The organism is Paenibacillus sp. NPDC056579 (assembly GCF_042793215.1).
Lineage (GTDB): Bacteria > Bacillota > Bacilli > Paenibacillales > NBRC-103111 > Paenibacillus_S.
On sequence record NZ_JBHTVD010000012.1, the window covers coordinates 34107 to 45480 of the forward strand.

The following is an 11374-nucleotide window of genomic DNA, read 5'->3' on the forward strand; positions in this document are numbered from 1 at the left end:
CTTTCTATCTAACCGGCAGCCAATTCAAAACCGATTGGATTTTGCAGTCCCAATATGCCCAATCATGGCTCCCCGGCTCCTCCTCGTACGTCAGCTCCAGGTTCAAACTATGGCAGTGATCGCGAAAACGGACGTTCGCTTCATACAGAAAATCTTCCGTTCCGCAGCACTGATACAGCAGCGGTCTTGGGCCGTTATGCCGACTGAGATCCTCCGCGAGACGGAACACATCGTGACGGCTGCCCTCCACCTGCTCCAAATCCCCGAATACGTGCTGAAACTCTTGTGAGCGCTGTCCGACGAACTGGGCCACATCCGTGACACCGGATAAGCTGGCTGCAGCGGCAAACCGTTCCGGATAAGTTAAAGCGAGCTTCAACGCACCATAACCCCCCATCGAATTGCCTGTAACAAAGTTGTCTTCGCGCTCCTCGGATAACGGGAAAAAGGATCTCGCCAATGCAGGAACCTCTTCGCTAATAAAGGACCAATACTTATACCCGTGAACCATATCCGTATAAAAGCTGCGGTTCACCGCCGGCATAACGACGGCCAAGCCGTGCTGCGAAGCAAAGCGTTCGATGGATGTCCTTCTTAGCCATATCGTATGATCGTCCGACAAGCCGTGAAGCAAAAACAAGGTAGGATGCTTGCTCTTCACACGTTGAGCGGTCATTCCGATCTGTCTTGTCGTCGGCTGCGGCAGGATCACATACATCGAGGCTGTGACCCCAAGCGTCTCCGAGAAAAAATGGCAATCTATAAAAGCCATTGCGTGTCACTCCCTTCCGTTTGCCTTGAAGTTTCGTCTCTTTTGTAAGAGTACCCCATCTCTCCACCGCTTTCAATAATGATATCCCAATGAGTAACGTTCCTTGACGGTGAATAAAACCGCTAAGTAAAAGCCTCTGCCAACCTTCACTAAAAAGCGACCGCATTAGAGGTAGTTTTTATCTCCCAATGTAATTTTGTATCCGATGAATCGGTTGTGATAAAAGAGAAAAGCCCTGAGCCGCGCTCCGGCGCGAAACTCAGGACTTCCTTCTGCTGCCTCACTTTTGTTTCCTACAATTACTATTATGGATGCTTCCATTTATACTCCATTCGCAGCACTTATCGCACCGACGATAAGGCTGCATTTTAAGCAGTTAATCCGATTCCAAAGATCCACAATCCAGCCGGCACTAGGCAGGATGTACGGCCTGCTGCAGACGCTGCAGCACAACTACGGCTTCCGCCCGTGTAACCGCACGGTCCGCCACCGCTTCTACCTCGTTCCCTCCATCGATTAGCCCTGCAGCCGCCGCTTTAGTCTTCTGCTTATCGGGCTCTGGCTCGACCGCTGCAGGATCAAGAGCGGCAAGCGAGAGCCGAATCATCTCCGAGCGGTACAGCTCGCTGTCCAGCTTCTCGGCAGAAGCCCAAGCATCATCAATAATGCCAATATCTCGAAGAGACTGAAGATATGCCGATTGGACATTTTCGTCCGTCGTTTCCGCAGCGACGGGAATGTGCAGCGATGCTGCGAGCATCGTTGCAAACTGACCCCGGGTAACCGAACGGTCGGGCTGAAAGGATCCATCCTCATAGCCTGACACCATCCCTTCGGATACAGCCTCCAATATCGGCTTTTCCGCCCAATGTCCCTCTATATCGCTGAAGCTGCTGTCTTTTGAGTCCGCATATGCGTGCTGGCTTACCTGAGGCATAGTGGTGAAAGGCAATGTAATGAATGCCAGTACGTATGCCGTCCGGCGAAGAACAACGATGAAGGCTGTGGCAAACATCAGTTTCACTTTATTTCTTTTTCTGCGTAATATCGGAAACATAGTGGTCAGATTCTCCTTTTCAAGCATTTCGTTTATTCAGCTTCATAGACTTTTAAGGTCCGGCCGCTCTCCCGGCGCTCTATGGACGTAACCGTCACGTATAGAGTACCTCCAGCGGATTTAAGGGGCAGCCTGCTAATGGTTGCTACAGACGAGCCTTCGCTAACGGTCGCTACAGCATCGGTACCGAGCATAGTCTGCATCGGTGTCAGGCTCGTCGCATCCCAATAAATCTTGACCGTGTCACCGGCGTGAAGACCCAGAACCGACACTTCATCGCTGCCGTTTGTATCCGTGCTGTTCACTACTCGAATAAGATTCGCTGATACGGGGAGCGTAACCGGTTCTGCATTATAAATTTTGGGCGTTCGCGCGCTTTCTTCTTCAAGTGCCCTAGTAACCGTAACATATACAATCCCGTATCCGCTGCTTGGCAATGCAGTGCTGACAACCGCCGATGTAGAGCCGTTGGCCGCAACAGCGCTGCCTATCGCTCCGGATGCCGTCTCATCCGCATATACTTTCACAAGATCCCCTGGTTGAAGACCTGTTACGGTAACCGTATCATTCGCTCCGACCCCGTTGTTGACTCGAATATCCTCTCTGCTAGGTGCCGCGCTTGCCTGTTCGGCAACGTACACCTTCATAGTGCGTCCGCTCTCGGTCTTACCTTGGGAGGTGACGGTTACATACACATAGCCTGCCTCCCTCCCCAATTGGGATATCCGAATGACCGCCCTGGACGAATCGGCTCCTACGCTGGCTGATCCGATGATAAGCGAGTCGGTCGGACTGCCGTACACTTTGACAACGTCCCCGTACTGTAACCCTATGACTTCAATACGGTCCTCCGTCCCCGCTTCCTCATTCGTTACAACGATCGTTCCTGGGGCTACGGCGGATGTAACCGGCTCAAGGCGGTACTGCTTGGCTACCCGGCCGCTTTCGCGCAGCAGCGGGCTTGTCACGCTGACATATAGGCTTTGCTTGCCCGCGTCCGTCGAAGGAATAGCCACGGGTACGTCCGCTACCGTAGAACCTGGCGCAACCGTCTTTTGAGCCAATGGAGTGGCTGAACGGTCGGATTCATAGACTTTGACCGTATCGCCCGGTTTCAATCCCGAAACGATGACACGATCGCCCGATCCCCCCAGTTCGTTAACGACGTTGATTTGACTAATGAGCGGTTTAGCCGAAACTGCCTCTCCCTCGTAAGCTTTCTCCGTCGGCCTGCTCTCTCTCTTCCCCTGCTCGGTCACCGTTACGAAAATGACTCCGCCCGCAGAATCCAGCGGACTTACGGAAATAACGGTTCCGTCGGTTGTAGCCCTCGATACTGTGCCTGAACCCAGCGTGGTTCTTTTCGTAGAATCGGAGTACACTTTCACCTGATCCCCTGTATGCAGCCCAAGCACGGTCACCTGGTCGCCGGAACCGCCTGCCTGATTGGACACGCGAATCGAAGTCGCTGCCGGCGCTGTCGATATCGGTTCGGCGGGGAACGATTTGACAATACGCCGGCTCTCCGAATAGGACGGCTGTGTCAGCGTCACATAGATGTGCCCTCCAAGGGCACCTAATTGATTAACAGATACTGTAGCACTCGTAGAGCCGGAGCTTACTGCGGCCGTTCCGAGCGAGGCGGCCGCCCCGCCGTCCGCATACACTTTGACGACATCTCCCGGCGATAAACCGCTAACGACTACCGTATCAACGGAAGGCGCCAGCTTATTGTCAACGCGAATAGCGCTTGGAGCGGGGGAGACGGACGAGGCCGCATAAGCTAAACCCGCGGGCAGTATCGGCAGCAGCAGCGTTCCGCTTAGCAGCAGCCGCACCAACGTTCGCTTTCCTTGCATTCGTATCAAATCATTCACCTCTACTTTTCTATATCCGGTCATTCTAACGGATACTCATAGATAACGTTCTTGTAAACATCGCCAACATAAGACCAGGCATGAGTTCTGGGGAGCTTCACCTTCACTCTGTAAATGACGGCGGGGCCTTTCAGCACTTGGTATATGTGCTCGCTTTCCCGTACATAGCTGAAGGGGAACGCTACTCCCGGCGTGCTGTCATCTACATAATCCTCGAACACAATGACGGGCTTCGACTGAAGAAGCGTACTAGCCCGGGGATTGCCGCTGGAATCCAGCTGCAAATTATGCTCCAGCCCTTTCTCAAACACCGCTCGCGCCAAACCGCGCTCGAATACAATGTCCCCCTCCGCCAGCCGTTCCTTGTCCACTTGCAGCGCCGCATCGTGAGCTCCCCTGTTCAACGAGAATTTAAGCCGGTTGTGGGTCGTTGTGGTTACATAGCGGTCGGCTTCGTAGCCGGTTGTGTATAAAAACATCAGAACAACAAACATCAGCAAAAGCACACGATTCATTTACATTCACCGGACCCACGCTTCGCTCATTTGCTTGGCATAGCGGACAATTTCCGGGGGGTCCCGGTCGGCGCTCCCGAACATGCTGCGAAACAGCCAACGGGGCGTGCTCTTGACCGCAAGCGTCCCTTCGATATATTCCCCGCGCGGGGTCAGCTCCGTAGTTCCGCTAAAACGGATATCGCTCTCGTCCAGCAAAAAGGTGTGCACGAGCGTCCCCCGCATTTCCTCAACGATTTCGGGCGTAAACCTGCCGTGATCCGAGCTCGCCGCTTTTTGAATCGCACTGTCGAGCACCATTTCCACGGCATTCGCCCGAGTCGAGTAAATATCGTGCAGCACCGGCTGAAACAGCAGCAGCATAAGGATGTACACAGTCAGCATTTCCACCAACGCCTGCTTCATGTAATTAACGTGCCGGTATCATTGCTTGAAGGGAGATTGTCATTCTCAATAAGTCCGGCGTATTCCGGTGCCGTCTTCATCTGGTAATGGAAGCTTGTCGGGACATTAGTATTGTTGAACAGATCGTCCATTTGCGTCTTCTTCTCCTTGATCGAGCTCCACAATGCAACAAAAATAAAAATACCTATGGCGGCCAGTGTAGCCGCGATAATTAAAAACTTTTCCAATGCCGGTTTCATTATTGATTCGCTCCTCGTTTCCACATCGAATGGGATCAGTTTATTAATAAGATCGGGCTCAGCGCTATCGCCACTCGCCTATCGCTTATATCTAATTGGTACCAATAGACGACATACGGTGCTTAAGCCCAGTCCCGGAACTACCAGTGAATCTTCTCAGCCAAAATGGTTCGTGCTCCGCGCCAAGTCCGTAACATATTGCTGAGCTATGTTCAGCGCATTCCACAAATAAATGAGCAGCGGGCTGAAGGCCGCCCCGTATGCCAAGCTTCCGAAAAATTTGCGCTGCCTTCGGCGGTTTTCCCGCAGCATCTGCGTGTAGCTCTCTTCCCTTGTATCGACTAAGGCGGATATATCCTCGGGGGGCGTGAGCTCCAAATCGGCAAGCAGCTTGCACAGCTCCCTGGCCTCCCTCGTTCCGATATCGTCGGCTATGACATGAAGCGCGGTTTGCGCTCCCTCATCGAATAGACGCAGCCCTTTATTCAAGGAAGGTCTGATCCGAACCGTATAATCGCGCAGCTTCGTCAACAGCGTATGTAAATTCAGCCTTCGCCTTCCGTTGCTCTTCAGCTCGTCGGCAATCATGCTGTAGATCATGAACAGCTCCCTGTTTTTCTCGCCGTCATCGACTTCCTTCCATTTGCTCAGCGCATAGGTAAGCAGGGATGCCTTTGTATTGGTGGCAAGCAGCATAACGACCGGTCCCCAGAACGTAAGCACAATACCCGCTGCGTCCAGCTCCTCCCAATTGGAAGCCGCATCGTACAAGCTGTTCACCATCCATACGAACGCTGTGCCGTAGCGAATCGATTGGATTTTCCAGGCATTCAGCCTAAGTGGATATCCCGTCTGCTCTAACCTTCGTTCAAGCTCGGGATGATGCAGCCACCGTCTCAGCTGCATATACTGCAGCCGGGTCATATGTTGAAGAGAAACCGGAGAACGGAGTCGACGGTGAACCAAATACGCCGCATAGGCGTAAATAAGACAAATCAGCACTCCTAACAATCCGCCTGCTATGGCATATAATTGCTGCTGCAGCTGCATGAAACGCATCACCTCACTCCCGGTCAATAATCATTGGGCGGACGGCGGAACCAAAGCGCAAGCAGAAGCGAGCCTCCGATGAAGCAGAGCGTAACCGTGAGCCAAAATCGGCCTTGCTCCGTCCCGAGCTGATAATGAATCGTACTGTTATACCCCATAAAAATAATCATAATGACAATAAGCAGAGGAAACAGAATGACGTGCAGCCAGCTCAGCTGCAAAACCTCGGAGCTCGAATCTCCTTCGTCCCGGAGCATATCGATCTGCTTGTGAATGTTCCTGTCGATGGCGGTAAGAGTGCTCTCGACGTTCTCGCTGCGCAGCAACCCTTTGAGCACGGTCAGGCCTAACTGCTTGGCGAACGACGTTTGGATGCTGTAGATGAATTCTTCAATCGCCTTCTCCATCTCCCGCGAATCTACATAATTCAGCTCCTCCCGAATCCAGTTCATAAAATGCCGCCGTATCGGCGCAGAGGTGATCTCCAGACTCGCAAGCTGCAGCGCGTTTCGCATGTTGCCTCTGGTCACCTTGTACTTGCTGGATAAAATCCCGACCGCTTCCGCCAGATCGTAACCGCTCTGGATTTGGATATTACGCAGCTTCAGCCGGTAATACGCCCATGGTGCAGCAGCAACAAGTACGCTCAGAAAACAGCTGAACCGTAAGTCGGAAGTAACAAAAAACACGATGATGCCCGACGAGACGGCAGTGGATACATCCAGTAAAACAAAACGTTGGACCGTAAAATCGCGGAATCGCTCACCCTGCACAGCCTTCAGCAATAATTCCAGCTCCCTATACATCCTGTGCCATAGGACAAGCATCCATCCGGGTTCGCGAAGCTCTTCATTCTGCTTGCGCAGGAGCCTCATTTCCGCTCTATGACGCCGCTCCGTGCGCTTCAAAGCGCCCAGATAACGAAGAAGCGGCTGAATGGTTTTGTATAAACCATGAGTGAACAGCCATGCGGACAAGCCAAGCACGGTCATATGAACGAGCGGGTATACGGCCGTCATCCTATCCTCCCCCGCAGAACGCAGAATCTGCTGCTGGCTTAGCAGCAGACGCTTTATCCGCAAATGATGCTTCGCGCATTCGCTCCAAAGTTACGCTTATACGATGGAGCGGGTCGGCATCCGCCGGATTATACACCGTGATCCCGACGTCATCCGGTATAGGTGAAGCTTGGGCCAATCGATTTAACGTCTTCTCCGTAATCTCGGCCCATTCTTGATGCACCTCGCGCATCTCGCTGCGCAAGCGGTCACTCAAATCCATACGGTACGACCACGTATCGTCCCTCTCGTTCCAGCGCATCAGCTCATGCGTGCTAATCTGGCCGTTCAGCCGGTTGTAGCGCAGCTCCATAACGCTTTTGATTCTTTTGCGGGTTCGTCCCGGATCCTGCGTCTGAACGATCAGGATATCGATATTTTCGGCGACCCGCTTCTCCTCTTCCTCGAATCTGACGCCGGGATTCAAGCCGCACAGCAGCCTTGCGAACTGGGAAGGCACCGTCTCGGGCTTCCATGTATGGAACGTGCTGCCGAACCCTTTGAGCAGCCGCTCGCAAGCGAGCATCGCCCCTTCCGCCTCTACCCGCCTCACTTCTCCAATAATGGCGTAATCGACATCGAAACGGAGCACCTGATCCATGGCATGATGGAACGTATTTTCGTGCGTGACGCGTTCAATCAGCTTTTTCTCAGGGAAATCGCGGCTTGCCGCCAGCTCGTAATGCTTCTCAATAATCGCCCCCGTATAATAATCCGCCCGCTCGGCGATCAGAGCCTTGAGCGTAGTGGACTTACCCGTCCCTGGCGGGCCGATTACCAAAAAGTTGCAGTGTGTCTTGGAAATTCCCCTGAACAAGTCTGCCGCTTCCGGAGGAATCGTCCGGCGCCGGTCGTCGGCCAAATCGTCCACCGTCACTCTGCCGATCAAAAACCGGCGGAAAGTAATGACATCGTGGCGAACATCCGGTTTTACCGTAAGCGTCACCCGCTCCCCGGTGTACAGATCGACCTCCAACGTCGTATGGTACAGGTTAACGATGGCGTCTTCTTTTTGCCGGGTTAGGGCTCGGATAATTTTATCCACCTCCTGGGTGGAGGAAAACTGAAACGGCATCTTCCGGTGACGGCCGTTATGATGAATCCATATCGAGGTGCCGATAATCTGGGCCGCATAGCTGTCGGGGTACGTCTGCCAGTGGGCTAGCGCCTTGAAGCCGTATATTTCGTGAAACATCGCATGCGTAATATCGGAATAGCGCCTCTGTTCCTCCCTCGCATATTGCTTGAGGCCGAAATAATAGTCGGGCAGCTCGACCTGGTACAAGCCGTTCTGATCGACGTACGATTGTATTTGCTCCATAATGGCCGATACGGTTTCCGGAACGCCGATAATCGCTTTGTTCTCCAGCTCGACGAATGCTTGCGCCTCATCCGTGCGAGCCTCGTCCGTCAACAACCGCTCCGTTTCGCCCCGGTGCACGGCTCCTGCGAACCGTTCGCCGACCAGCTCCTTGTAAGCTCTGCACACCTGCTCGAATTGCGGCTTGCCTCCTTTGCCAGCCGATACGTCCGCCGAAGGCGGTGCCGGCACCGGAGGTGCTGGATCCGCTGCCGTATCCAGATGAAATTGCCCGATATGAAATCGCCGCCGGTCGCCCATAGACAAAGCCACAGCTATCAAGCCCCCTTAACCGGCTTCATCCAGCGCAGCCATGACCCTTTGGGCGAATTCAGCGTAGCAGGAGCAAGTGCTTCCTTGCTCTGAACGGCCGCGAGCGGAACATCATAATAGTGCAGTATCGCTTTGGACACTTTTTGCAGCTCCTTCTCATATTCTGGCCACTGCTGCACCAACAGGCTTCGTTCCGTCTCGCACCGGTAAAAGCTCTCAACCTGAGGCAAGCTTCCGATATAAGGCATGTTCAGCTGACGCGAAAGCTGCTTCTCGTTCTCCATTTCCGGAGATCGGAGCATCCGGTTAAACACGAGCATAGTTTGCCGTTCCTCCAGATGGAACACCGGCTGCAAAATATGCTCAAGCATTCGATTCCACTGCTCTCTCGCCTGCAAGCTCTGATTCGTCTGCACGAGCAGGAGGTCGGCGGAGTGGATGCTTTGCGCCGCCAGCGCATGATCGGGATAGCTGCCCGCATCGAGCAGAACGAGGTCGAAGCACTCCCGGGCTTTCTCTATCAGCCAGGAGATCCCATCCGTATGATAATAGTAGAGCTTCTTCATATCCCGGTTGCCGGCCAAATAATGGACTCCAGTTGCAATTTGCTGCATTTTGCCGCGAAGCTCCCCGCCTTGCAGCTGCCGGCCCTGCAGGCTGCCCCACAGCTCGTCCAAATATTTGCCTGAATAGTTCAGCCCGCTATCCCCCGGATTCCAGCCGTTCAACCCCAAGATGCCGACTCGAATCCCCGACAATCGGGAGAGCGTCGTCCCAATGCGTAACAAACTGGAGGTCAGTCCCATTTGCGGCAGCGTTCCTATCGCCGTTATCACTTTGCTTGTCCGCTGTTCCCGCGAAAAGCAGATAGACCCGACTTGACCTGCTACCTGCTCGGGCGTATGAAACGGCAGAACGTATCTTATGCCGTGGGCGGCACACAAGCTTTGCGTCGCCTTCATGGAATGGGAATCGGAATGGTTGCTTAACAAATACAGAAATTTATTGTTGAGAAAGCATAGGCGTAAAGCTACCGCCTCGTGAATATCGAGCTGTTCGTCGCTTACAACCCAGACATCACCCGGCGACATTACAGTCTCGGTCAAGCAGTCCTGCCCTGGAGTTCGGTGCTCGCCGCCGCCATAGCGCAAAGCCTTCTCGGCCGCGCCTGCCGAGGTCTTAGCCGGCTGAGGATGCGCTTTCGAGTCGGCCGCTCCTCTCCGCTCCTCCGTTTCCAGGAGCAGAACGGCAATCATTTCCTTGGATACCGAAATGACCGCGCCGTAATCGCCGGACTGCTTCAGCGCTTCTATCAGCCTGCGGTCGGCGGATACTACATAAGCATTCAATGTTCAACGCCTCCTTCAAGATGGATCATCGATATACAATCAAAAACCGGTACCCCTTCGTTCCGTATTTGCGGATCAACTCCTTTTGCTCCTCATTCACAATAATTTCCACCGTATTGACGACACCGGTTGTTTTCTTGCGGTCGTCGGAAGAAGACACCTCCTGGTTGTTCGTTCCTTTAGCGTAGCTAACGACCATTTCCTGCAGCTTCTTCTCCTCTTCGAACGGAATATTGAGCTGCTCCAGCTTCTCCCGGGTCAGCTCCTGGCCTGATTTATCGTCGGCCTTCTTGGCCTCCTCCTTCTGCACGAGCAGCAGGGAAATCCGGTCGCCGCGCAGCAGGCTGCCCGGAGGCTTGCCGAACATCCATTCTGCAGGCAGCGGCATGTTCCACTGGCCCGGAGCGGGGAGAAGATGCTCCGTATTCAGCATCGCATCCGTTATTTGCTCGTTCGCCCGGATGGCCCGGGTCGTCTCCTGCTGAAGGGCATCCGACAGACGAACGACGGCGCCGCCGACCAGCAGCTCTTTTTTCACCTTCACCGTCTTCAGGTCGGCTTCGGAAAGGCGGGCTCCCCGGTCAACGGTACGCGCCGCCTGAATGACGTCCACCGTACCCCAACGCGGCTCGATTCCCCACTTCCAGACTATTAACAGGGCAGGACCCGACAAACATAAACCGACAACCAGAACGTAATAAACGCATTTATACCAAAAATTCATCGTGCCCCTTCTTCCGTATTAACCGTTTTTCCAAAGCTTGCGCAGCGTTCGTTTGGCCCCGCCGGCATCGGCCGCATAAGCCTCATGCGGCAGCCAGCTGCGCAGCCAAGGGTATACCGCCCGTGCCAGCTGCTGCTGAATGCCCGGCCGGTCCTGCACGAGCTGGCCGAGCCAGCTTGCCTCCGCGACCTTGAGCGCGTCGATTGCAGGCAGCAGACAGGCAGGCGGCTCCGGCAGGACGCCCAGCCACTGGCCCGTATGCTTCGACGCGACGGTCTTGTTGGCGATGCCGTGCACGCGTTTGCCTGCGGCCCGCAGCTCATGAAGCAGCTGCAGACGGCTGCGCGTCGCAGCAAGATCCAGCTTGTGGACCATCGGGTCCACAACGTATACCACCTCCGCCGCGACGCTGAGCAGCTCGCGGACGTCGTGCCTGTGCCACTCGTCGCCGATGTCGACGAGGACGAGCGGCCGCTCCAGCGCGAGCAGCTTTCGCAGCCAGCGCGCGGCTGCGGCTGCGGCGGGCTGCGCCGGAGCGCGCGCCGCTTCCGCGGCCGGGGGGGGGGGCGGCCCCACCCGGCACGCCGCCCCCCCCCCCGCCCCCCCCCGCCCACCCGGAGCCTCGGATCCGCCGCAGCCCACATAAGTCGTCGTCAACCCTCATGCTAACCACCTCCTAGTTAGGTGGTATAAGT

The 11374-nt window shown here is 54.7% G+C and carries 12 protein-coding genes; all 12 read right to left on the reverse strand.

What is annotated here, in order from left to right; genetic code table 11:
• Window positions 1–4: 4 nt before the first annotated feature.
• Window positions 5–772 carry an alpha/beta hydrolase gene (locus ACFQ88_RS32435; protein ID WP_379461006.1) on the reverse strand — a complete coding sequence of 256 codons (768 nt, stop codon included), beginning with the start codon at window positions 770–772 and terminating at the stop codon, window positions 5–7.
• A 412-nt stretch (window positions 773–1184) separates the two neighbouring features.
• Window positions 1185–1829 carry an S-layer homology domain-containing protein gene (locus tag ACFQ88_RS32440; RefSeq protein ID WP_379461008.1) on the reverse strand — a complete coding sequence of 215 codons (645 nt, stop codon included), beginning with the start codon at window positions 1827–1829 and terminating at the stop codon, window positions 1185–1187.
• 32 nt (window positions 1830–1861) lie between these two features.
• Window positions 1862–3730, reverse strand: coding sequence for a hypothetical protein (locus tag ACFQ88_RS32445; protein ID WP_379461010.1), 1869 nt, complete (start codon window positions 3728–3730; stop codon window positions 1862–1864).
• Window positions 3727–4221: a hypothetical protein gene (locus tag ACFQ88_RS32450; RefSeq protein ID WP_379461012.1), complete on the reverse strand. Its 495-nt coding sequence runs from the start codon at window positions 4219–4221 to the stop codon at window positions 3727–3729. The genes ACFQ88_RS32445 and ACFQ88_RS32450 overlap by 4 nt, the downstream gene beginning before the upstream one ends.
• 6 nt (window positions 4222–4227) lie before the next feature.
• Window positions 4228–4626, reverse strand: coding sequence for a hypothetical protein (locus tag ACFQ88_RS32455; protein ID WP_239629585.1), 399 nt, complete (start codon window positions 4624–4626; stop codon window positions 4228–4230).
• On the reverse strand, window positions 4623–4865 hold the full coding sequence (locus ACFQ88_RS32460; RefSeq protein ID WP_379461014.1) for a hypothetical protein: 243 nt from the start codon (window positions 4863–4865) through the stop codon (window positions 4623–4625). The genes ACFQ88_RS32455 and ACFQ88_RS32460 overlap by 4 nt, the downstream gene beginning before the upstream one ends.
• Window positions 4866–5021: 156 nt before the next feature.
• Window positions 5022–5915 carry a hypothetical protein gene (locus tag ACFQ88_RS32465; RefSeq protein WP_379461016.1) on the reverse strand — a complete coding sequence of 298 codons (894 nt, stop codon included), beginning with the start codon at window positions 5913–5915 and terminating at the stop codon, window positions 5022–5024.
• A 23-nt stretch (window positions 5916–5938) separates the two neighbouring features.
• Window positions 5939–6934 carry a hypothetical protein gene (locus ACFQ88_RS32470; protein WP_379461018.1) on the reverse strand — a complete coding sequence of 332 codons (996 nt, stop codon included), beginning with the start codon at window positions 6932–6934 and terminating at the stop codon, window positions 5939–5941.
• A 1-nt stretch (window position 6935) separates the two neighbouring features.
• Window positions 6936–8606 carry an ATPase, T2SS/T4P/T4SS family gene (locus ACFQ88_RS32475; protein WP_379461020.1) on the reverse strand — a complete coding sequence of 557 codons (1671 nt, stop codon included), beginning with the start codon at window positions 8604–8606 and terminating at the stop codon, window positions 6936–6938.
• Between the two features lie 5 nt (window positions 8607–8611).
• Entirely contained in the window at window positions 8612–9955 is a 1344-nt protein-coding gene (locus ACFQ88_RS32480; protein ID WP_379461022.1) for a P-loop NTPase family protein, read from the reverse strand.
• Window positions 9956–9980: 25 nt separating this feature from the next.
• Window positions 9981–10679, reverse strand: a complete 699-nt coding sequence (locus ACFQ88_RS32485; protein WP_379461024.1) for an SAF domain-containing protein — start codon at window positions 10677–10679, stop codon at window positions 9981–9983.
• Between the two features lie 18 nt (window positions 10680–10697).
• Window positions 10698–11063: a hypothetical protein gene (locus ACFQ88_RS32490; protein ID WP_379461026.1), complete on the reverse strand. Its 366-nt coding sequence runs from the start codon at window positions 11061–11063 to the stop codon at window positions 10698–10700.
• Window positions 11064–11374 lie beyond the last annotated feature (311 nt).